Genomic DNA, 22,691 nt, shown 5'->3' with positions numbered 1-22,691 from the left:
TAAAAATATGCGTTTATGTCGCTTATGGGAGCCGTTGGTGCGTCATCTTCGCGGAAATCCCCGTCCTCCCTGGACCCGCCCGTTGCCGCCGGGTCGTGCGATTTGCGAGGCAATCTGTGACAGACACCAAACGCCGTCTCGTTCAACTGATCCACCGCCACGCGGACGACCCGGGATCAGGGGTCGCCCTGGAGCAGGGTGAGCGTGCCGTCACCTACCGGGAGCTGGCGAAGCTCGTGGAGGAGCGGGCGCTCGAACTGGAGTCGCACGGGGTGCGCAGGGCCTTCGTGGCGGTCGAGCGGGTGAAGTCGGTGGAGTTCGTGCTGGATCTCCTCGCCGTGCTCACGGCGGGTGGCACGGTGGTGCCGATCGACCCGGACACGCCGGCGGAGCGGCGGGCGGTGTTCCTCGACCTGGCGCGGCCGGAGTTCCTCGTGGACGGCACGGAGGTGCTGCGCCTCGGCGGTCACCGGCACCCGGGGGTGCCGCCCGACGCGGCGTTCGTCTACTTCACCTCGGGGTCCACCGGCACACCCAAACCGGTGCTGACCTCGGCGGCGGCGGTCGGCGGCTTCGCCGAGTGGTTCGGGCCGGAGTTCGGCGTGCGGCGCCGCGACCGGTTCGCGTTCCTCACCGGGCTGAGCTTCGAGGCGGGGCTGCGTGACGTCTTCCCGCCCCTGGCGGCGGGGGCGACGCTGGTCCTGCCCGAGGAGGGCGCGGCGGCCGAACCCGAGGCCACGGTGGCGTGGCTGGCCCGGCGCGACATCAGCGTGGTGACGGCCGTGCCGTCCGTGGCGCGAGCGTGGCTGCGTCACGGGCGCGTGGTGTGCCCGGCGGTGCGGGCGGTGTTCTTCGTGGGCGAGCCGCCGGGCGGCGACCTGCTCACCGGGTGGCGTGCCCTGTTCCCGAACACGGCGCTGCGCGTCAACTCGTACGGCTCCACCGAGAGCGGGCAGGCCACCGTGTACAACCGCATACCGGACGACGCGGAGGCCGGGGCGGCCGTCCCGGCGGGCCGGCCGGTGCCCGGCACGCGGTACTGCTTCGTCGAGCCCGGGGCCGCGCTCGACGCCGCGCTGGTGCGGGAACGGCTGGACCACCCGGTGGACACCGGGGAGATCGTGCTGGTGAGCCGTTCGTGCAGCCACGGCTACCTCGGGATGCCCGCCGAGAACGCGGCCAGGTTCGCCGCCCTCGGCGACGGGGTCATCGCCTACCGGACCGGCGACCTCGGCCGTGTCGACGGGAACGGCGACCTGGTGGTCGTGGGCCGGGCGGACGACGAGGTGAAGATCAACGGGGTGCGGGTGCACCCCGCGGAGGTGCTGCGGGCCGTCCGCGCGCACCGGGCCGTGCGGGACGCGTTCGTCGCCGCGACCCGGACGGAGGACGGCTCGGCGAGCCTGACCGCGTACGTCGTGCCCGCCGGCGACCTGGACATCGCGGAGCTGCGGCGGCACCTGGCGAACACGCTGCCGGCCGCGATGATCCCCGCGCGGTTCGCCGAGGTGGCCGAGCTGCCGCGCACCCGGACCGGGAAGGTCGACCGGGCCGCGCTGACCGAGCTCGCCGGACGGGCGGCGCCCGCGTTCGCCGAGCCGTCCGGCGAGGAGGAACGCTGGGTGGCCGCGCGATTCGCCGAGCTGCTCGGCGTGGAGCGGGTGTCCGCGGCCGACGACCTGTTCGCCCTCGGAGGCGACTCGATCACGGCCACCAGGCTGCTGTCCAGGATCTGGCAGGACTTCGGCGTGCGGCTGTCCCCGCGCGAGCTGTTCACCGCCGCCACCGTCACCGGGGTCGCCATGATGATCATGGAGTACCGGCTCCTCGCGGAGGACCCCGGCGAACTGCGGGCGCTGCTCGACGCCCTGGACGGGACGGGCGAGGGCGACCTCCACCCCGAGGGCACGTCATGACCGAGCCGTCGCTGGCCGAGCGCCTGAGCCGCCTGTCGCCCGAGCAGCGCGCCAGGCTCGGCCGCATGATGCGGGACCGGGAGGCGCCCGCGGCCGGCGGCCCGCCCGCTCCCCCGGGCCCTGAGGCGCCCATCCCGGTGATCGACCGCTCGTCCGGTGTGCTGCCGATGTCGTTCGCGCAGCGCAGGCACTACTTCCTGCAGTGCCTGCGGCCGGAGAGCCCCGCGTACAACACCGTGGAGGCGGTGCGGCTGCGCGGGCCGCTGGACGCCGCGGCCCTGCGCGCGGCGGTGGCGGCGGTTGCCGCCCGGCACGAGGTGCTGCGGACCAGGTGCCTGCCCGGGCCGGGGGAACCCGTGCTGGTCGCGGACATGGACGGCGCGGCCGTCGAGTTCGCCGACCTGTCCCCCGGTGGGGCGGCGGCGGCCGGGGAGCTGTTCGCGCGGCTCGCGGAACGGCCGTTCGACCTGGAACGGGAGGCGCCGCTGCGTGTGACGCTGGCGCGGCTCGGCGAGGACGACCACGCGTTGCTGCTGGTGGTGCACCACATCGCGTCGGACGCGTGGTCGTGCCGGCTGCTGATGGAGGAGATCTTCCGCGGGTACACGGGGGTGGCAGAACCGCCGCTGCCCGTGCAGTACGCCGACCACGCGGCCTGGCAGCGGGCCCGGCTGGAGTCCGGCGAGGGGCGGGCCGCGCAGGCGTACTGGCGGGAACGATTGGCCGGCGCGCCGCCCGTCCTTGAGCTGCCGCTGGAGCGGCCGCGGCCCGCCGTGCGCTCCGACCACGGCGCCGAGCTGCACGTTCACCTCGGCGGGGACGTGCGGCGCCGGCTGCACGCCGCCGCGCGGGACGCCGCGGTCACGCCGTTCGCGTTGCTGCTCACCGCGTTCGGGTACGTGCTGCACCGGCACTGCGCCACCGGGGACGTGGTGGTCGCGACGCCGGTGTCGGGGCGCGACCGGGTGGAGACGGAGCGGCTCGTCGGCTGTTTCGTCAACACGATCGTGCTGCGGCTCGGTTTCGGCGCCCCGGAGAGCCGGCGGGACCTGGTGCGGCGGGTGTGGCGGCACACGCTGGACGACCTCGGGCACCAGGACGTGCCGTTCGAGCACCTGGTCGCCGAGCTCGGCCCGGACCGCGACCTCAGCACGGGCAGGCTCGCGCAGGTGATGGTCAACTACTACCCCGCCACCGAGGTCGAGGCCCGCGTACCGGGTCTTGAGATCCTGCCGCTCGACGTCGCGCGGGCGCGGGCCAAGTTCGACCTGACGTGCACCGTGGTGGACGCCCGCGACTCGCTGCGGGTGACGCTCACCTACGCCACCGACCTGCTCGGGCCGGACCTGGTGGCACGGCTCGGCGACCACCTGGTGGCCGTCCTCGAAGCACTGCTCACCGACCTGGACGCCCCCGCGGGCACACTGCCCCCGGTGCCGCCGGGCGACCCGGCCCCCGCGGCGGCACCCCCCGCCCGGGACACGACGCCCGTGCTGGCACGGTTCCACGCCCAGGTGGCGGCCACCCCCGGCCGGGTCGCGGTGCGGTGCCGCGAGGAGGCCGTCACCTACCGGGAACTCGACGAGCGGGCCGGGCGGCTGGCGTCCTCCCTGCGCGGCCGGGCCACACCCGGCGGACGGGTGGCGTTGCTGTTCGAGCGCTCGCCCGACTACGTCGCCGCGATCCTCGGCGCGCTGAAGGCGTGCGTGAGCTACGTGCCGCTCGACCCGGCGATGCCGCCCGGCCACCTCGCGGCGGTGCTGGAGGCGTCCGGCGCCGAGGTGGTGCTCACCCACGCGGAGGTGGACGCGACGGCCGTACCCGAGGGGGTGGCGGTGACGCGGATCGAGGACCTGGCCGCCCGGGACGGATCGGAGGGCACCGCCGGACGCTCCGGACCCGAGGCAGGAGCGGAACCCGCGGCCGGACGAACCGGGACCAACCACCGGACCGGAACGGGAACCCCGGCCGGACCAAGCGGAGCACAGCACGGGGCCGGAGCAGAACCCGCGGCCGGAGGAACCGGGACCGAGCACCGGACCGGAGCAGAACCCCCGGCCGGACCAACCGGGACCGAGCACCGGACCGGAGCAGAACCCCCGGCCGGACCAACCGGGACCGAGCACCGGACCGGAGCAGAACCCCCGGCCGGACGAACCGGGACCGAGCACGGGGCCGGGAAGGAGGATTCCGGCGGGCGCGTGGGTGCCGGTCCCGGGGAGGAGATGTACGTCCTGTTCACCTCGGGGTCCACGGGGCGGCCCAAGGGGGTGGTGGTCGAGCATCGGCACTTCTCCGCCTACCTGGACTCCGTCCTCTCGCGGATGCGGGTGCCTGAGGGGCTGCACTTCGCGATCGTGTCCACGTTCGCCGCGGACCTCGGGCTGACGAACCTGTTCGGTGCGCTGGCGACCGGGGGGACGCTGCACGTGCTGCCGTACGAGGAGGCGGCGGACCCCGGGCGGTTCGCGGCCTACTTCCGGCGGCACCCGATCGACTTCATGAAGCTGGTGCCGAGCCATCTGCAGGCCGTCGCCGAGGCGGGCCTGCTGGCCGACGTGGTGCCCGCGCGGTTCCTCGTGCTGGCCGGGGAGCCGTGCCCGCGGGACCTGGTGGACGCCGTGCGCGCGGCCCGGCCCGGGGTGGCGGTGTGGAACCACTACGGGCCGACCGAGACCACCGTGTCGGTGCTGGCGTACGAGATCCCGGCCTCGGCGCGGCGCGGGACGGCCGTTCCCCTCGGGTTCCCGCTGGACCACGCCCGCGCGCACGTCGTGGACGGTGAACTGCGCCCGGTCCCCCGGGGCACGGCCGGGGAACTGCTGATCACCGGGGGCAGCGTGGCCCGGGGGTACCTCGCCGCGGACGGCGCGGCCCGGTTCGTGCGTGACCCGTTCTCCGTGGACGCCCGGGCCTACCGCACCGGCGACCGCGCGCGGCTGCTGCCGGACGGCGCGGTGGAGTTCCTCGGGCGGCTGGACCGGCAGGCGAAGATCCGCGGGCACCGCGTCGAACCGTCGCACGTGGAGGCGGTGCTCCGACGCCACCCGGCTGTCGCCGAGGTCGCGGTGGACGTGCGGCGCGACCGGGAGGGGCGCACGTTCCTGGCGGCCTACTACGTGCCGGCACCCCGTAGGGAAACCTCCCCCGGGGACGGCTCGGACGGCCGCACGGCGACCATGACGGTCCCCCCGGCGGGAAACGGCACGGGAACCTTCGCGGGAAACGACTCAGACAGCCACGCGGCGACCACGGCGGACCCCGGCACGGAAACCGTGCCCAGAGGCGGCTCGGACGGCCGCACGGGAACCACGGCGGACCCCGACACCGAAACCTTCCCGGGAGGCGGCTCGGACGGCCGTGCGGGAACCGTGGCGGTTGCCGACTCGGACGCGGTGGAGTTGATGGAGTTCGCGCGGGGCGCGATGCCGCCGTACATGGTGCCGGGGGCCTGGACGGTGCTGGAGCGGCTGCCGCTCACTCCCAACGGCAAGGTCGACTGGGCGGCGTTGCCGGAGCCCGCGCCGGTCGTGCGGCGGCAGGCGGCGACGCCGCCGCGGGACGCGCGGGACGCGAGGATGTGCCGGATCTGGGCGGAGGTGCTGGGGCTCGGCGAGGTGGGCATCGACGACGACTTCTTCGAGTCGGGCGGGGACTCCTTCACCGCCATGCGGCTGGCCCGCCGGATCGGTGAGGACGTGCGGGTCATCTCGATCTTCCAGCACCCCACCGTGCGGCGGCTCGCCGACCACCTCGGGGAGGGCGCCGCCGGCGGGTACCTGTGGCGGCTCCCCGGCGCGGGCCGGGCGGCGCGGGTCACGGCGACGGTGGTCGCGGTGCCGTTCGGCGGAGGGACCGCGGCCGCGTACGCCGAGCTGGCCCGTGCGCTGCCGCCGGAGTTCCCGCTGTACGCCGTGGACCTGCCCGGCCACGACCCGGCCCGGCCGGACCAGCCGCTCGAACCGTTCGCCGTCACCGCCGAGGGTGTCGCGCGGGAGATCGCCGCCACCGTCGAGGGCCCGGTGGTCGTGTACGGCCACTGCGTCGGCGCGGCGCTGGCGTACGACGTCGCGCGGCGCGTGGAGGCGTCGGGCGGCGAGGTCGCGGGCGTCGTCCTCGGCGGGGCGTTCCCCGCGCCGCGCCTGCCCGGACGGCTGTTCGACCTGTGGGCGCGGCTGTTCCCGAGCGACCGCTGGCGCTCCGACCGGCTGTACCGCGACACGCTGCGCGGCATCGGCGGCCTCACCGGCGTGCTGGACCCCCGGGAGCAGGCCCTGACGCTACGCGCGGTGCGGCACGACGCGCGCGAGTCCGAGGAGCTGTACACCCGGCTGTGCTCCTCCCCCGGCCCCCGTACGCTGCGGGCGCTCGCCGTGGTCGGCGAACGGGACCGCATCACCGAGTTCCACGAGGAGCGGTACCGCGAGTGGGACCTGCTGTGCGCGGACACCGCCCTCGCCGTGATCCCCGCCGCGGGCCACTTCTTCCTCAAGCACCAGCCCGACCTCCTCGCCGCCGCCATCACCGGCTGGGCAGACCACCTGCTCGGCACCACTCCGGCCGGAACCCCGGCCGGCCACGACAAGGCCACGGACACCACTCGCACCGGCCGTCTCCCGGCCCCGCCGAGTGCTCAGCCGGCCCCGCCGGATCCGCTCCCCGCTCTACCGGGGTCTCCGCCCGCTCCGCCGCATCCTCTCCCCGCCCTAACGGGATCTCCGTCCGGTCCGCCGGATCCCCTCCCCCCTCTGCCGGGTTCTCCGTCCGGTCCGCCGGATCCTCTGCCCGCCCTACCGGGTTCTCCGTCCGGCCCGCCGCATCCGCTCCCCGCCCTACCAAGTTCTTCTCCCACCCCTAATGCGGCACCGGCCGAAGCCCCGCTCCATCCCTCCCACGCCATGGACGGGACTCCCCCCACCCCGCCACCTCCGGTGGTGTCCGCTCCCGCGGCCCGCCCGCCGCGCCGCCGTACGCGCACTCCTGCCGCGAACCTGCGGGGGTTCGCCCTCGTCACGGCCGGTCAGCTTGTGTCCATGACTGGCAGCAGGGCGCTGGCGTTCGCGCTCGGCATCTGGGTGTACCTCCAGACGGGGAGCGCCACGCAGTTCTCCGTCATCCTGGTCGTCGCGCTCCTGCCGGGGCTGCTCGCGCTGCCGTTCGCGGGGGCGGCGGCCGACCGGTGGAACCGGCGGACGCTGCTGATCGCGGCGGAGGCCGTCAACGCCGCGGGCACCGGGTTCTGCCTGGTGACGCTCGCCACCGGGTCGCTGCAGGTGTGGCACATCTACGTGGCCGCCGCGCTCGGCTCGGTCGCCACCTCGTTCCAGCAGCCGGCGTACCTGGCGGCCGCCGCGCAACTGATCCCCAAGCGGTACCTGGCCCGCGCCAACGGGGTCCTGCAGGTGGTGACGGCGCTGAGCCAGGCGGGCGGGCCGCTGCTCGGCGGGGTGCTGATCGCGTCGGCGGGCCTTCGCGGCGCCATGCTGGCGGACCTCGCGACGACGCTCGCCGCAACCGTCACCCTGCTCGCGGTGCGTTTCCCGGACCTGCTGTTCCGCAGGCGCGAGGAGTCGATCGGCAAGGAGATCGCCGGCGGCCTGCGGTACATCGCCCGGCGTCCCCCGCTGGTCGCCATGGTGGTGTTCTTCCTCGGGTACAACCTGATGCTGGGCTTCGCGCTGGCGCTGTTGCCGCCGATGGTGCTGTCGTTCGCGGGCACGGGCACGCTGAGCCTCGCCACGACGGCCGGCGCGCTCGGCGGCGTCGCGGGTGGCACGGTGATGGCGCTGTGGGGCGGTTTCGAGCGGCGCGCCACCGGCATGGTGGGCTTCGCCGCGCTCACCGGCGTCGGCATGGTGGTCGCCGCGCTGCGTCCCGAGCCTCCGTACCCGGTGATCGGCCTCGTCCTCGTCATGGCGTCCATCGCGCTGATCAACGGCCACTGGCAGACGATGATCCAGCTCAAGGTCGGCATGGAGCTGCAGGGCCGGGTGCTCGCCACCAACCGCATGACCGCCAACCTCACCGAGCCCCTCGGCTACCTCGCCGCCGGCGCGCTCGCCGACGCCCTGTTCGAGCCCGCCATGGCCCCCGGCGGCCCGCTGGCCGGGACGGCGGGCGGGCTGCTCGGCACGGGCCCCGGCCGGGGCATGGCCCTGATGATCGTGCTGCTCGGCGCCGCCCTGATCGCCCTGACGGTCATCGGCCTGCGCTGGCGCACCCTGCGCCGCATGGAGGACGTGCTGCCCGACGCCATCCCCGGCGCGGTCGTCACCTGGGACCGCGACGAGCTCCAGCGGGCCTCGGACGCCCGGCTGGAGGAGCCCGCGGCGGGGCGGTGAGCCGGACGTACAGTACTGCGCATGGGTATGGACATCACCGAGGCGCGCACGTTGTGGGACCCGATGCCGGGCTGGCTGGACACCGCCAGCTACGGCCTGCCGCCCCGCCCGGCCTTCGAGGATCTGCAGCGGGCGCTGGCCGACTGGCGGGTGGGCCGCACGAGCTGGTGGCCGTGGAACGACGCCACCACCCGGGCCAGGGCCGCGTTCGCCGCCATGACGGGCGTCGCGCCCGAGGACGTCGCGGTGGGGGCCACGGTGTCCCAGATGCTCGCCCCCGTCGCGTCGTCCCTGCCGCCCGGGTCCCGCGTCGTCGCCCCGCAGGAGGAGTTCACCTCCAACCTGTTCCCGTGGGCGGTGTCGGCCGACCTGCGCACCGTCCCGCTGGACCGGCTGGCCGACGCCGTGGACGCGTCCACCCGGGTGGTCGCGTTCAGCCTGGTGCAGTCCGCCGACGGCCGCGTGGCCCCCGTGGAGGACATCCTGTCCGCCGCCCGCACCTATGACGCGCTGGTCTGCGTGGACGCCAGCCAGGCCTGCGGCTGGTTCCCGGTGGACGCGTCCCGTTTCGACGTCCTGGTCTGCGGCGCCTACAAGTGGCTGATGGCCCCCCGCGGCGCCTCCTACGGGTACCTGTCCCCGAGGGCCCGTGCCGCCATGCGCCCCACCGCCGCCAACTGGTACTCCGGCGCCGACCCCGCCACCTCGTTCTACGGCCCCCCGCTGCGCCTCGCCGAGGACGCCCGCGCCTACGACCTCTCCCCCGCCTGGTTCTGCCACGTCGGCGCCGCCCCCGCCCTGGAACTCCTCAACGACATCGGGGCCGACCAGATCCACGCCCACAACACGGCCCTGGCGTCCCGCTTCCTCACCGCCCTCGACCGCGAACCCACCGGCAGCGCCATCGTCACCGTGGACGTCCCCGGCGCCGAGGACCGCCTGCGCGCCGCCGGCATCCGCACCTCGATCCGCGCCGGCAAGGTCCGCGCGTCCTTCCACGTCTACACCACCACCGACGACGTGGACCAGGCGGTGAAGGCCCTGACCGGCTGACACCCCGCGGCGATCACATGTTCCCCGCCGTCCTCGCGGGGCAGGGACCGTCCGTCAGGACGGCGGCGAAAGGGGAGGCCAGGGTGCGGTGGCCGGGTTCACGGATGCGGAAACGGTTCCGCTGCACACGGGCGGCACGCAGGTCGCTGGGGCTCGCGGACCTGCGGCCGGGTCAGCTCGACGCCATGACCGCGCTCGCCGAGGGGCGCGACACCCTGGTGGTGATGCCGACCGGCAGCGGGAAATCGGCCATCTACCAGGTGCCGGCGCTGCTGCTGCCGGGGCCCACGCTGGTGGTGTCGCCGCTGATCGCCCTGCAACGCGACCAGGTGGAGGCGCTGCGCCGGCGGGCCGAGGTGGCGCGCAGCGTCAACGCCGGCACGCCGGCGCGGGAACGGGCGGCCACCTTCCAGGCGCTGCGGGCCGGGACGGCGGAGTTCCTGTTCTGCGCGCCCGAGCAGCTCGCCCGGCCCGACGTGGTGCGCGAGCTGGCCGCCGCGGCGCCGTCGCTGATGGTGGTGGACGAGGCGCACTGCGTCTCGGCCTGGGGGCACGACTTCCGCCCCGACTACCTCCGTCTCGGCGCGGTCGCGGAAGCCCTCGGGCGTCCCGCCATCGCGGCCCTGACCGCGACCGCGGCCCCGCCGGTGCGCGCCGAGATCATCGAACGGCTCGGCATGCGCGACCCGGTGACGATCGTCCGGGGCTTCGACCGGCCCGGCATCTCCCTGGAGGTGCGGCGGGTGAGCGGCGACGCCACCCGCGACGTGACGGCGGCCGTCCTGGCGCAGCCGTCCCCCGGCATCGTCTACACCGCGACCCGCAAGAGAACCGGCGAGCTGTCCGAGGCGCTGCGCCGCGCCGGGCTGCGCGCCGAGGCCTACCACGCCGGACTGCCGCGCGCCGAGCGGGACGAGGTGCACGAGCGCTTCATGTCCGGCGGGCTCGACGTCGTCGTCGCCACCAACGCGTTCGGCATGGGCATCGACAAACCCGACGTCCGCTACGTGATCCACGCCGAGACCCCTGGCTCCCTGGACGCCTACTACCAGGAGATCGGCCGCGCCGGCCGCGCCGGCGACCCCGCCCGAGCGGTGCTCTTCTACCGCCCCGAGGACCTCGGCCTGCACCGCTTCTTCACCGGCGCCGTCCCCGGCACCGGCCCCCTGACCCGCGTCGCGGAAGCCGTCGCCACCGCCGGCCACGCCGACCGCGGCCAACTGGCCGAGCACGCCGGAGTGTCCCCCCGCCGCCTCACCCTCCTGCTGGACCTCCTGCACCAGGCCGGCGCCGTCCACCTCGGCCCCCGCGACATCACCCCCGTCCCCGACGGCCCCTCCCCCGCGGCCGCCGCCGAACAGGCCCGCGCCCTCGCCGCCCGCCGCCGCGACGTCGAACGCACCCGCCTGGAAATGATGCGCCGCTACGCCGAAACCGACGACTGCCGCCGCCGCCTCCTCCTCGGCTACTTCGGCGAAGCCCTCCCCACCCCCTGCCACAACTGCGACACCTGCTCAACCGGCACCCCCGCCGCCCCGGCGCCCGCCGAGGGCCCGTTCCCCGTCCACGCCCACGTGGAACACGACCTCTGGGGCCCCGGCCAGGTCATCCGCCGCGACACCGACCGCCTCACCGTCCTGTTCCAGCAGGCCGGGTACCGCGAACTCCTCCTGGAGACCGTCCTCGAACAGCGCCTTCTGCGGGAGACGGGATAGATACGTCCCCACCGCCGACGAACGGATCCGGGGCGAGTCCCTGAACGGGCGCCTGGACCGGCGGGCGGTCATGGCTCATGGGCGGCGTCCACGGCACGCAGGACGACCGGGACGGCCGAGGGCTCGGTCAGTCGTTCGAGGATCTTCCTGAATCGTCTCCTGCCGAGGACGCGGTCGAGCTCGGCGAGCTGACGCAGGGCCGGGACCGCCACCTGGTCGTCGGTCTCGATCGCGAGCGCGAAGCCGCGCAGGGTCGGCGCCACCGCCCCCTCGGAGCGGCCGTGGAGATGCTCCAGACGTCCCAGTGCGCAATGGACCCGCGCCAGGCCTCCCCGGTCCTCCAGCTCCTCGAAGATCTCCTTGGCGCGGTCGTACCAGTCGCGGGCCTCGATGAGGCGGTTCTCCTCGACATGGAGCATGCCGAACTCGTGATACGCGCGGGCGATGCCGTCCCGATCACCGACTTCCTCGGCGACGGCGAGGGCCCGGCGGTACTCCTCCCAGGCACGCGGCAGGTCGCCCCTCGTGCTGGCCAGCATGCCGAGCTGGTGGTGCACGGTGCCGGCGGCCGCGCGGTCCCCGGCGGCGGTGAGCAGGGCCAGGGCACGGTTGTAGTGGGCCTCGGCCTGGCCGAGGTCCTCCGCCTCGTGGGCGATCATGCCGAGCAGGTGCTCACCGCGGGCCACGTTGGGGAGGTCGCCCGCCTCGTCGTCGATGCGCATGGCGCGGCGGCAGTGGTCCGTGGCCTCCTTCAGCTCGCCCTGTTCGTAGGCGAGCATGCCGAGCTGGTGATGCCCGGACGAGACGCCGGTGCGGTACCCCGCCTCGGTGGCCAACTCGATGGCCCTGCGGTAGTGACCGGCCGCCTTCTCCGGCTCACCGAGCCCGTGCTCCACCACGCCGAGCTGGTGGAGCGTGCCGGCGATCCGTTCCCGCTCCCCCAGCTCCTCCTCGATGGCGAGCGTGGCCTCGTAGTGCCCGCGGGCCGTGACGTTGTCCCCCATGAGGACGTGGACGTTGCCGAGGTGGTGGCGCGCCCGGGCGACCTCGGCCATGTCCCCGGCGGCGGTGAACTCGGCGAGGCCGCGCTCGTACCTGGCGATCGCGGCCGGGTAGTCGCCGATGTGCTCGTCCAGTATGCCGAGCTGCAGCTCGGCCGAGGCGGCGTCGATCCGCTCCCCCGCCTCGCCGAACAACCGCACCGCCTCCTCCAGGAGCCCGCGCGCCTCGGCGGGACGGCCGGTGTCCTGGGCGATGACCCCGGTGCCGTACATGAAGATGGCCCGGTTGTGGCCGTCGAGGTCCTGCCAGGCGAGGGTGTCCCGGGCGATCCGTTCGGCACGGGCGAAAGCCCCTGTGGTCTGCAACCTGTCGCACAGCCCGGCGGTCACCATGGCGGCGTCGCCGGTCCTGCCCGCCTGACGGAAGTGGTACCGCGCCTCGGCGAGGTCCTCGACGACCCGCCACTCGTCCCCGGCGTCGCGCTCCAGCCGGAGCCAGTGATCCGCGGCACGGGCGTGCGCCTCCCTTGAGGCGGGCAGCGCGCCCGCCAGCCAGCGGTGGACCAGCCGTCCCGCTCCGGGGACGGGGGCGAGCAGGCCCGCCGCGTCCAGTCTGGCGACGGCGCCCGCACAGGTGCCGTGCTCATCGTCGGCGGCCGGGCGGCGGAACACCGCGAGAGCGCTCAAGGCCTCGGCGTCCTCCTCGGTGAGATCGGCCAGGAGACGGGCGGCGCCCGTCTCGTGCGTCACGAGGTCCGCCGCCATGCGGATCGCGGCGTTGAGTCCGTGCTCCCGTGCCTCGCCCAAGGTCCTTCCGAGAGCAGCCAGCGTCCGGTCCAGCCGTTCACGCAGGTCCGGGTGCCATGGCCGGTCGCCGCGGAGAAGGGCGTCGACGTAGCCGAGCGCCACCGGGTGACCGCCGATCCGCTCGAGCACCCGGTCCACCGCCCAGGCCGGCACCCGGCCAAGACCGGGGAGCCGGGTGGCGAGCAGGCGTGCCTCACCGGGGGACAGCGGGCCGAGGTGGTACGGCGCCAGCCGCTCATGGGCGGCGCCGGGCAGCGTGACCGGGTGACGGCCCGTGAGGATCAGCCGGAACGCCGGGGGGCCCTGGATCCACGCGGCGAGAAGATCCGCCAAGCCGCCATCGGGTGGTGTCGTCCCGTCAGACCTGGCGGTCATCCGATGCAGTGCCGTCTCCACCACGAGGATGACCGTCTCGTCGTCCCGCCACGCCGCGCGGAACGCGACCAGCCGTTCCCGCCACGGACTGGCCTGGTCCCTGACGCGCGCGGCGGCCGGCCCGGTGAGCAGGCCGGCCAGGGCCCGCAGCACCCCGTCCGCGCCGCCGTCCCCAGGCGCCAGGACCACCGCCCGCCCCAGCCGTTCCACCAGGTCGTTCACCACGACCGTCGTGCCGGACCCGCCGATGCCGTAAACCATGAGTCCGGCGCCGACGCCCCGCCAGAGCCGCGCGAGGTCACGCAGCACGGCCCGGCGCACGACGTGCGGGGGCACCGTCTCCTTGGCCGCCGTGTCCTGTGTTCCCGGTCGCGGCGGTGACCGGTCGGCGAACAACCCCGCCGTGTCCTGCGTGCCCGGCGGCACCTGGGCCTGCGGCGCCGACCCGTTGACGAACAACCCCGCCGTGTCCTGCGTGCCCGGCGGCACCTGGGCCTGCGGCGCCGACCCGTTGACGAACAACGCCGGCGTGGGCCATTCCGACAGGTCGGACGGACCCGGCCGCTGCCGCAGCCGCCGTCGTGCGTCCGACACGGCCTGGAGGACATCCGCTCCGCTGCCCGCCATGTCCTGGTACATCTCCGCGCAGAACCGGCTGGCGTACCCGTCGCTCACCGGTGCCGTCATCGCCAGCACCGCCGGAACCCCGGCGTCCACCAGCGCCGCCGCCATTCCCGTCAGCGCCCGCGCCCGCGCGAAGCTCCCCGGTTCGTGCGTCTCCGCCCCGGTCGAGCAGCCCGCGAGCACCACCACCGGCGCCGCCTCCTCCCCGAGCGCCCCCGCCAGCCGCTCCGACGTGACCATGTCGACCGCCCCGAGCGCGTCCTCAAGCAGCAGCGCCCCCGCCCGCGCGTGACACGACAGGTGCACGATGTCGTACAGCCGGGCCCGCAGATGCCGCCCCATCTCGCCCAGCGTGTCACCGCCGTCCACGACGTCGACCACGATCCGTCCCGCGTCCACCCCTGGCCGCAAGGCGCCGAGGACCCGCAGGACATCGGCGTCCACATCCAGCAGCGGTAACCTTTCGTCCCCGTCCGGGCCGGCGAACGCCGCCAGGATCCGCAACACCCCGCCCGCCTGCGGCGTCCCCCGCCGCACCGCCCCCCGCCGCACCCGGTACATCCGCGCTCCCGGCACCAGCGCCAGCGGCTCCTCCTCCCCCGGCAGCACCACAACCTCCCACGGAACCCCCGCCAGCTCCGCGTCCTCGACCTCCACCCCCACGTCCAGCCGCTCTCCCCCGCCCGTCAGGGCCTCCCCCACCGCCCCGCCGAAGAACTCCTCCCCCACCGCAAGCCCCAGCACCCGCACCGCGTACTCCACCGCCCCCGTGACCGGCGCCACCTCCCCCGTCACCGGATCCAACGTGGTCAGCGTCGGCCGCCTCCGCCGCAACCGATCCAGCCGCCACAACCGCTCGTTGACGGTGGCCGTCAGCCCTCTGTGCCGGTGGGAAGCGACCAAGCCGCCGTCCTCGCCGTACACAAGGGTCTCCCCGGCGCCGACGCGAACCCGGAGCAGCGGCACAGGACGTCACCGCGCCGCACGGCCAGCCGGACGGGGGCGTGTGAGCAGATCATTCACTGGGCACCCATCCGAGAACGGTGTTCAGCAGCCCGCAGGGCTTCGGCGATCTCGTCGGCGCGGCGGCCGAGCGTCTCGCCGGTGCGGTCGCGCAGGTCACTGTAATAACGGGTGCGGGCGAACTCGGGCAGGGGAACGTCGTCGATGAGCACCGGGATGAAGAGCTGCCCGGTCTCGATGGCACGTTGCATCAGCACGTAGTACTCGTTGGTGACCCACCCACTGGCGACGGACGCCTTGCTGAAGACCAGCAGTCCGTGCGCCGCGTCCCGGATGGCCTGCTCCACCGCGTGGACCAGCGGGACACCCGGCCGCATCACGACTTCGTCCAGCACCACGCCGACGCCCCGGCACCCGAGATGTTCCACGAGGTCCCTGACGAGAGACGCATCGTCATGGGAGTAGGACACGAACACGTCGTGGTTCACGTCACCTGCCTGGTCCGCTGCGGGGAGGGACGCCGGGACGGCCGTCCGCCCGGCACGGCGGCGGCTGATCTGACCGCGTAGGGGAACCCAGGCGAAGTAGGCGCCCGCGATGCCGGCAAGAGTGCCGATCAGGGTCAGGGCGAACCCAGCCATGTCCATACCAAGCAGGCTAATCTGCGTAGGCGAGCCGTGGCGCTAGGTAGCCGAAATCGGCCGACTACGGGAAACACGGCAAACCTTCGCCCGGTGGTGAGCGTCCCACCGGCAGAGGACGGGACGACGGACGCGGGGCGGGACAGGATGGCCGAGCCGGGCGGCATCACCTACGAGGTGTTCATCGTGCACGCCCAGGCCGACCTGGAGTGGGCCCGCCGGTTGCAGGCCCGATTGTCCGGGGACGGGGTGCGGGCGGCGCTGGAGCACTACCTGCCCGGCGACATCATCGTCCGGCGCGTCGAGGACCTCATCCGCGCGTCGGCCGCCGTCGTCTTCGTGTACAGCCGGCACACCGAGGCCGACCCGATGATGGCCGCCAAGTACGCGGCCCTGCTCACCGGCCCCGGCGAGCGGAGGTTCATCCCGGCGCTCGTGGACGACGTCCCCCTCGGGCCGTTCGCCGCCGCCCGCCATCCGCTGAACTTCCGCGGCGAGGACCAGGAGACGCCGTACCGGGACCTGCTCGACGCGATCCGGGAACAGCGGCCTCCGGGTGAGCCGCTGGAGCCCTACAAGCATCACCGGCCCGAAGGGGCGCGGGAGGCGCTGCTGCGCATCGGCCGGGACACGGTGACATTCGGCCCGGTGGACGGCGACCCCGTGTCTGCCCATGTGCCGGGCCCGCTGACCCACGTACTGGAAGAACGGCTGTGGCAGCTCGACCGGGCCCGCATCGGCCGCCCCGAGGGGACGCTCACCAAGAGCGGCGTCCCGGCGGAACACCCGGGCACCCTGCTGGACCTGCGGTCGCGTGAGGCGGGCGCCGCCCTGGGCGGCGTCTTCCTGTCCGGGCCGGCCGGCGAGGCGGTGGCCACGGCGGTGGCCGAGGCGGCCGGGCGGAACAGCACGGTGCGGCTCGGGCTCCAGGTGGACGGCGAACTGACCGGGTTGCCCTGGGAGACGCTGACCCTCCCGGGCGAGACGCGGCCCCTGGCTCTGCACCCCTGCGTGGACCTGTTCCGTCACCTGCCCGCCGGCTGCCACACCCCCGCGATCGGCATCCTGGCTCCGCTGCGCATCCTCGCCGTCGCGGCGGCCCCGGACGGGCCGGAGGGCGGGCCGTTGCTGGACCTGGAGGCGGAGCTGCGCCGCGTCCTCGACGCGGTGGACGAAGCCCGGCGGCACGCGGCCGCGCACGTGCGCATCCTCAACCAGGGCACCTTGGCCGCCGTCGTGGACGCGCTCAAACAGGAACGTTTCCACGTGCTGCACATCTCCTGCCACGCCGCGCCCGGCGTGCTGCTCCTGGAGGACGAGCAGGGCGGCGTCGACAAGGTCACCCCCGACCGGCTCGTCCGGGCGATCCCCCGGGACCGAGGCGTCCCACTGGTGGTGCTGTCGGGCTGCTCCACCGCGCTCGACATCCGGACGGCCTCGGCCGGCGACGACGCCACCGAACAGGGTGAGGCCGCACTGAGCGGGCTGGCGCGGGAGCTGTCAGCCGCCGGGGTCCCCTCCGTGCTCGCCATGACCGCGCCGGTGACCGACCGGTACGCCAGCCTCCTCACCGCGGCCGTCTACCGCGAACTGGCGATCCGCCCCCAGCCCGACGTGCTGAGCGCCCTGTCGGAGGCCCGGCGCACCCTGGAGGAAGACCGCAGGACCGCGCCGGACGGCAGCAGGGACGCCGACCTCGCCGAGTGGGCGACCCCCGCCCTGTTCCTGCGCGGCCCGTCGATCCCGCTGTACGACGTCCACCGCGGCGTCGACACCGACGTCCAGCCACCACCCGCCGTGTCCCTCGACCCCGGTGTCGTCGTCCGCCCCGTCGGCGACTTCGTCGGCCGCCGCACCGAACTGCGCACCCTGCGATCCGCATTGCGCGACCGCCCCGGCGTGCTGCTGCACGGTATCGGCGGCGTGGGCAAAAGCACCCTGGCCGCCGAACTCATCGGCTGGCTCGGCCCCGACGCAGGCCTCGTCGTCTCCATCGTCGGCCGCACCTCCCCCGACCAGGTCCTCGACACCATCGCCGCCAAGCTCCTCACCGCCACCGCCACCGCCGGCTCCCCAGCCGGACCGCTACGCGAACTCAGCCAGTTCCTGCGCCGCCTGGACCACCCCTGGCAGGCCCGGCTCGACGCCCTCGTCCAGACCCTCGGCACCGTGTCCCCCTGGCTGCGGCAGCGGATCGCCGCTCCCCCGATCACTCTGCTGCTGGACAACTTCGAGGACAACCTGGACCGGGACGCCGGGTTCTCCTTCCTCGACGAGGAACTGGCCGCCTTCCTCGCCGCGTGGATCCGGTCGCCACGGGGCACGCGACTACTGGTCACCAGTCGTTTTCCTTTTGTGTTGCCGGGGGGTGCGGAGGGGCGGTTGGTGGTGTGGCATGTGGGTCCGTTGTCGTGGAGTGAGGCGCGGAAGTTGATGTGGCGGTTGCCGGGGTTGGATGGGTTGTCTGGTGGGGAGCAGGAGCGTGCGTGGGTGGTGGTAGGGGGTCATCCGCGGGCGTTGGAGTATGTGGATGCGTTGTTGCGGGGTGGGCGTGCGCGGTTCGCCGATGTGGGTGAGCGCCTGGAGGGCCTGGTGCGGGAGCGTGGGGTGGCGGATGTGGCGGGGTGGTTGGGGGTGGGGCGGGGGTTGGATGGTGCGTTGGCTGAGGCGGTGACGCTGGCGGTGGATGACGCGTTGGTGGGTGAGCTGGTGGGGTTGCTGGATGATTTGCAGCGGCGGGTGTTGGTTGGGGTGTCGGTGTATCGGCGTGCGGTGGACCGGGCCGGTCTGGTGTGGCCGGTGAGTACCGAGACGCCGCCGGATCCCGATCGGGAGCGGCGGCTGGAGCGGTTGGGTGAGTTGTTGCGCCGGGCGCGGGTGCAGGATCCGGGGGCGGGGGTGGAGGACCTGGGGTTGGGTGCGGGTGAGCTGGTACAGGCTCAGGTGGATGCGGCGGCGGCTCGGGTGGTGCCGTTGGTGGAGCCGGGTGGGGTGGATGCGGCGGTGGAGGTGTTGGCGGGGTTGGGTTTGGTGGTGCCGGGGGTGGATGAGGAGGGGGTGGGGGTGTTTGTGGTGCATCGGTGGACGGCGGAGGCGTTGGCGCGTCCGGAGGTGACGCCGGGTGAGGTGGTGGTGGCGGCGCATGCGGCGGCGGCGCGGTACTGGCGTTTCCGGGTCCAGACCCGGCCGCAAACCGCCCAGCAGGATGTGCAGGACATGGTGGAGGCCCGGTATCACCATCACCGGGCGGGGGATCTGCGGGCGGCGGCCGGGGCGACGGATTGGGTGTGTGAGCGGTTGCGTACCTGGGGGGCGTGGAGCTGGGAGCAGCAGCTCTACGTAGAGACGGTGTCGTGGTTCGCTGACGGCAGCCGTGAGCAGGCTGCCGGGTTCCACCAGCTCGGCCTGATCGCCCAGCGGTGGGGGGAGTACGACCGGGCGCTGGAGTGGTACCGCAAATCCCTCACCATCAAAGAGGACCTCGGCAACCGCGCCGGCATGGCCGCCAGCTACCACCACCTCGGCAGGATCGCCCAGGAGCGGGGCGAGTTGGACCAGGCGCTGGAGTGGTACCGCAAATCCCTCACCATCAGCGAGGATCTCGGCGACCGCGCCGACATGGCCGCCACCTACCACCACCTCGGCACGATCGCCCAGGAACGGGGCGACTATGACCGGGCGCTGGAGTGGTACCGCAAATCCCTCACCATCAAAGAGGACCTCGGCGACCGCGCCGGCATGGCCGCCAGCTACCACCACCTCGGCAGGATCGCCCAGGTGCGGGGGGAGTTGGACCAGGCGCTGGAGTGGTACAGCAAAGCCCTCACCATCAACGAGGACCTCGGCAACCGCGCCGGCACGGCCGCCAGCTACCACCACCTCGGCATTGTCGACCAGGACCGGGGTGAGTACGACCAGGCGCTGGAGTGGTACCGCAAAGCCCTCACCGTCAACGAGGACCTCGGCAACCGCGCCGGCATGGCTGGCAACTACCACCAGCTCGGCAGGATCGCCCAGGAACGGGGCGAGTACGACCAGGCGCTGGAGTGGTACCGCAAAGCCCTCACCGTCAACGAGGACCTCGGCAACCGCGCCGGCATGGCCGCCAGCTACCACCAGCTCGGCGTGATCGCCCAGGTGCGGGGGGAGTTGGACCAGGCGCTGGAGTGGTACCGCAAAGCCCTCACCATCAAAGAAGATCTCGGCAACCGCGCCGACATGGCCGCCAGCTACCACCAGCTCGGCGTGATCGCCCAGGTGCGGGGGGAGTCGGACCAGGCGCTGGAGTGGTACCGCAAAGCCCTCACCATCAACGAGGACCTCGGCAACCGCGCCGGCATGGCCGCGACGCTCAGCCAGATCGGAGTGCTGTGCACCAAGACCGGGCAACCGGCCGACGCAGTGGCCTACAACCTGCACAGCCTGAGCATCCGAGCCCAGCTCGGGACACCGCAGATCTCCATCGACCTGTACTGGCTGCGCGAGCAGCGGCAGGCGCTGGGGAAGCGAGAGTTCCGACGCATCCTCGCCGAACAACTGGACCCCGCGTCCGTCGACGTGGTTCTTGCTCGACTGGATGCGGGCTGAAGAGTGTTCTGGTCAGCGGTTGAGGAGGGGGCCGGAGCCGGTGGAGCCGCGGACTATCAGTTCTGGTTGGAAGATCAACTCGGTGTTCTTGGGCTTTGTGCCGTTGATCTCTTCCAGGAGCGTTTGGACGGCGGCGGCGGCCATGGGGCCGATGGGTTTGCGGATGGTGGTCAGAGGGGGGTCGGTGAAGGCGATGAGTGGGGAGTCGTCGAAACCCACTACCGAGACGTCGCCGGGGACGGTCAGGCCTTGGGTGCGGGCGGCTCGGATGGCGCCCAGGGCCATCAGGTCGCTGGCGCAGACGATGCCGGTGCAGCCTCGGTCGAGCAGGGCGGTGGCTGCGGCTTGGCCGCCTTCCACGGTGAACAACGAGTGCTGGATCAGGTTCTCGCAGTCCTTCACGCCCAGCAGTGAGGACATGGCTTCGGTGAAGCCTTCGATCTTGCGGATGACGGGGACGAAGCGGCGCTGGCCGAGGGCCAGGCCGATTCGCTGGTGGCCGAGGGTGACGAGGTGCTGGACGGCGAGTTTGGCGGCCGTGCGGTCGTCGGGGGAGATGAAGGGGGCCTCGATCAGCGGGCTGTAGCCGTCCACCAGGACTATGGGGAGGCCGCGGTCGGTGAGGCGGGTGTAGCGGTCCATGCGGGCGGTGGTGTCGGCGTGGAGGCCGGAGACGAAGACGATGCCGCTGACGTCTCTTTCCAGGAGGAGTTCGGTGAACTCGTCCTCGGGGGCGCCGCCGGGGGTTTGGGTGCACAGCACGGGGGTGTAGCCATGGTGGGTCAGCGACTTCTCCACGGCTTGGGCGAAGGCCGGGAAAATGGGGTTGTCCAGTTCGGGGGTGACCAGGCCGATCAAGCCGTTGCTGCGCTGGCGGAGGCGTTGGGGGCGTTCGTAGCCCATGAGGTCCAGGGCCGTCAGGACCAACTGGCGGGTGTGGGCGGAGACGCCGGCTTTGCCGTTGAGGACGCGGCTTACTGTGGCTTCGCTGACGCCTGCTTGGGCGGCGATGTCGGTCAGGCGGGCGTTTCCGTGCACGTTGTGTACTTTACGCACTGTCGGCCGTCCACCACGCGGCGGACTCCGGGGGAAGGATCACGGTGCGGGTGTCCGCCGCAAGCGTGGTGGTGGCGAGGAGAAGGGTGCCGGGCACAGGGACGGACACGGGGGACGCGGAGACGTTCACGGTGCAGGTGAAGGGGCCGCGGGTGAAGACCAGGGTGCCGGGTGGGGACGCCTGCCAGGTGAGGGGGCCGTCGCCGAGGGCGGGGTGGGTGCGGCGGAGGTGGAGTGCCTCTTTATATAGGTGCAGGGTCGAAGCCGGGTCGGCCAGTTGGGACTCGACGGTCAAAGAGGCCCAGGAGGCGGGGGCGGGGAGCCAGGTGCCGGTGATGCCCGGGGGGCTGAAGCCGAACGGCGGCTCGGTGTGGGCCCAGGGCAGCGGGACGCGGCAGCCGTCGCGGCCGTGGCCGGGGGCGCGGAGGCGCTGGGGGTCCTGGCAGACCTCGTCGGGAAGGTCGAGGACTTCGGGGAGGCCGAGTTCCTCGCCCTGGTAGATGTAGGCGGAGCCGGGGAGGGCGAGCATCAGCAGCGCGGCGGCGCGGGCGCGGCGCAGGCCGGCGGGGCCGTCGCCGTAGCGGGTGACGTGGCGTTTGACGTCGTGGTTGGACAGGACCCAGGTGGCGGGGGCGCCGACGGGGGCGACGGTGGCGAGGGACTCGTCGATGACGGCGCGCAGGGCGGTGGCGTCCCAGGGGGCCTTGAGGAAGTGGAAGTTGAACGCCTGGTGCAGCTCGTCGGGGCGGACGTAGCGGGCGAGGCGTTCGGGGGTCTCGGCCCAGGCCTCGGCGACGCCGATGCGTTCGCCGGGGTAGGAGTCGAGCAGGCGGCGCCAGGAGCGGTGGATGGCGTGCACGCCGTCCTGGTCGAAGTACGGCAGATCCACGCCGCCGAGCATCTCGACGTGGCCGGCGACGCCGACGTCGGGCAGACCGGGGGCCTTCACCATGCCGTGCGCCACGTCGACGCGGAAGCCGTCCACGCCGAGGTCGAGCCAGAAGCGCATGACGGAGGCGAACTCCTCGTGCACCTCGGGGTGGTCCCAGTTGAGGTCGGGCTGCTGGGGGGCGAACAGGTGCAGGTACCACTCGCCGTCGGGCAGCCGGGTCCACGCGGGGCCGCCGAAGACGGACTCCCAGTCGTTGGGCGGCAGTTCCCCCGTCGCGCCGCGGCCGGGGCGGAAGATGTAGCGGTCGCGCTCGGGGGCGCCGGGGGCGGCGGCCGTGGCGGCGGTGAACCAGGCGTGCCGGTCGGAAGTGTGGTTGGGCACCACGTCGATGATGACGCGAAGGCCGTGCCGGTGGGCGTCCTCGATGAGGGCCCGTGCGTCGGCGAGCGTGCCGAAGATCGGGTCGACGTCGCGGTAGTCGGCGACGTCGTACCCGAAGTCGGCCATCGGTGAGGTGTAGAACGGGGTGAGCCAGACGGCGTCCACGCCGAGCTCCGCGAGGTAGCCGAGCTTGCCGCGCACCCCGAGCAGGTCGCCGATCCCGTCGCCGTCGCCGTCGGCGAAGCTGCGGACGTAGACCTGGTAGATGACGGCGTCGCGCCACCACCGGGCAGAGGTGGTCACCGGCTGGGCGGCGCGGGCGAGGTCGGTCATTCGGGA

General features: G+C 73.5%; 9 protein-coding genes. 5 read left to right on the top strand and 4 right to left on the bottom strand.

The annotated features are described in order from the left end of the window. Window positions 1–116 precede the first annotated feature (116 nt). The 4 genes from ABGB17_RS01210 (at window position 117) to ABGB17_RS01195 (ending at window position 11,025) form a co-directional block, all read left to right on the top strand. A complete protein-coding gene (locus ABGB17_RS01210; RefSeq protein ID WP_347625787.1) occupies window positions 117–1,916 on the top strand; it encodes a non-ribosomal peptide synthetase in 1,800 nt (599 codons plus the stop codon). Continuing rightward, window positions 1,913–8,257, top strand: a complete 6,345-nt coding sequence (locus tag ABGB17_RS01205; RefSeq protein WP_347625786.1) for an MFS transporter — start codon at window positions 1,913–1,915, stop codon at window positions 8,255–8,257. Before ABGB17_RS01210 ends, ABGB17_RS01205 begins: the two co-directional genes overlap by 4 nt. Before the next feature lie 21 nt (window positions 8,258–8,278). Continuing rightward, complete coding sequence (locus tag ABGB17_RS01200) at window positions 8,279–9,310, top strand: aminotransferase class V-fold PLP-dependent enzyme (RefSeq protein WP_347625785.1); 1,032 nt, start codon at window positions 8,279–8,281, stop codon at window positions 9,308–9,310. Window positions 9,311–9,414: 104 nt separating this feature from the next. After that, a complete protein-coding gene (locus ABGB17_RS01195) occupies window positions 9,415–11,025 on the top strand; it encodes a RecQ family ATP-dependent DNA helicase (RefSeq protein WP_347625784.1) in 1,611 nt (536 codons plus the stop codon). A 68-nt stretch (window positions 11,026–11,093) separates the two neighbouring features. Here the strand turns inward: ABGB17_RS01195 and ABGB17_RS01190 are convergent, their stop codons facing one another. Further along, a complete protein-coding gene (locus ABGB17_RS01190; RefSeq protein ID WP_347625783.1) occupies window positions 11,094–14,798 on the bottom strand; it encodes a tetratricopeptide repeat protein in 3,705 nt (1,234 codons plus the stop codon). A 53-nt stretch (window positions 14,799–14,851) separates the two neighbouring features. Then, entirely contained in the window at window positions 14,852–15,442 is a 591-nt protein-coding gene (locus ABGB17_RS01185; protein ID WP_347625782.1) for a toll/interleukin-1 receptor domain-containing protein, read from the bottom strand. 90 nt (window positions 15,443–15,532) lie between these two features. On the opposite strand from ABGB17_RS01185, the gene ABGB17_RS01180 reads away from it, so the two are divergent. Next, complete coding sequence (locus ABGB17_RS01180; protein ID WP_347625781.1) at window positions 15,533–20,023, top strand: tetratricopeptide repeat protein; 4,491 nt, start codon at window positions 15,533–15,535, stop codon at window positions 20,021–20,023. 12 nt (window positions 20,024–20,035) lie between these two features. On the opposite strand, the gene ABGB17_RS01175 is transcribed toward ABGB17_RS01180, so the two are convergent. After that, complete coding sequence (locus tag ABGB17_RS01175; RefSeq protein WP_347625780.1) at window positions 20,036–21,061, bottom strand: LacI family DNA-binding transcriptional regulator; 1,026 nt, start codon at window positions 21,059–21,061, stop codon at window positions 20,036–20,038. A 10-nt stretch (window positions 21,062–21,071) separates the two neighbouring features. After that, window positions 21,072–22,685 (bottom strand): glycoside hydrolase family 13 protein, encoded by a 1,614-nt coding sequence (locus tag ABGB17_RS01170; protein WP_347625779.1) that lies wholly within the window; start codon window positions 22,683–22,685, stop codon window positions 21,072–21,074. Window positions 22,686–22,691: the final 6 nt, after the last annotated feature.

Source organism: Sphaerisporangium sp. B11E5 (assembly GCF_039871875.1).
Classification (GTDB): Bacteria; Actinomycetota; Actinomycetes; order Streptosporangiales; family Streptosporangiaceae; genus Sphaerisporangium.
Note: the sequence above shows the minus strand (reverse complement) of the source record. Positions and strands in the feature narration are given on the sequence as shown.

Coding starts and splice junctions, on each gene's coding strand:
- ABGB17_RS01170 (WP_347625779.1), bottom strand. CDS start 22,685: ATGACCGACCTCGCCCGCGCCGCCCAGCCGGTGACCACCTCTGCCCGG.
- ABGB17_RS01185 (WP_347625782.1), bottom strand. CDS start 15,442: ATGGACATGGCTGGGTTCGCCCTGACCCTGATCGGCACTCTTGCCGGC.
- ABGB17_RS01205 (WP_347625786.1), top strand. CDS start 1,913: ATGACCGAGCCGTCGCTGGCCGAGCGCCTGAGCCGCCTGTCGCCCGAG.
- ABGB17_RS01200 (WP_347625785.1), top strand. CDS start 8,279: ATGGGTATGGACATCACCGAGGCGCGCACGTTGTGGGACCCGATGCCG.
- ABGB17_RS01195 (WP_347625784.1), top strand. CDS start 9,415: ATGCGGAAACGGTTCCGCTGCACACGGGCGGCACGCAGGTCGCTGGGG.